Source organism: Saccharomonospora iraqiensis subsp. paurometabolica YIM 90007, assembly GCF_000231035.2.
GTDB classification, from domain to species: Bacteria; Actinomycetota; Actinomycetes; order Mycobacteriales; family Pseudonocardiaceae; genus Saccharomonospora; species Saccharomonospora paurometabolica.
Map to the genome: position 1 here is coordinate 108,478 of NZ_KI912218.1, position 465 is coordinate 108,942.

Sequence of the window (465 nt, forward strand, 5' to 3'; positions counted from 1 at the left end):
GCGTATCTGCACGAGCGGGACGGGGACACGGCCGCCGCGGCACGCCTCTACGCCGACGCCGCCCGGTCGGCCTCCACCCTCGCCGAACGCGACCACCTCACCCGGCAGGCGGCACGCCTCAACACCCGGGCGCGTGCTCAGCCCGATCCGGAGGGCACGCCGGGGACCAGCGGCACGTCGGCCACCGGCCCGGACCGGTCTTCCGGTGGCCGCACCGGATGCTGATCCGGGATCGGTGTCCGGGGTGTGCGGCCGGTGCGCACCAGGGCGAGTGCGACGAGCGGTACGGACACGGCCGCGGCGCCGCTGAGTCCGGAGATCGCCGCGGTCAGCGGGTGCCACAGGGTGAGCAGCCCGGCCGCCACCGCCGGGACCGCCGAGCCGAGGTAGAAGGCCAGGTACAGGGCGGCGTTGAGGGAGGCCCGCCGCCCGTCGGGGGCGGCCGTGTCCACGGCGGCGCCGGAC

Annotated in this window: 2 pseudogenes; one reads left to right on the forward strand and one right to left on the reverse strand. The window is 77.4% G+C overall.

Annotated features, from left to right (window positions below):
• Positions 1 to 138: pseudogene (locus SACPADRAFT_RS33790) on the forward strand (RNA polymerase subunit sigma-24); the annotation flags it as partial.
• On the opposite strand, the pseudogene SACPADRAFT_RS31295 reads toward SACPADRAFT_RS33790, so the two are convergent.
• Positions 138 to 465, reverse strand: a pseudogene (locus SACPADRAFT_RS31295) (hypothetical protein); the annotation flags it as partial. The pseudogenes SACPADRAFT_RS33790 and SACPADRAFT_RS31295 sit on opposite strands and share 1 nt — an antisense overlap.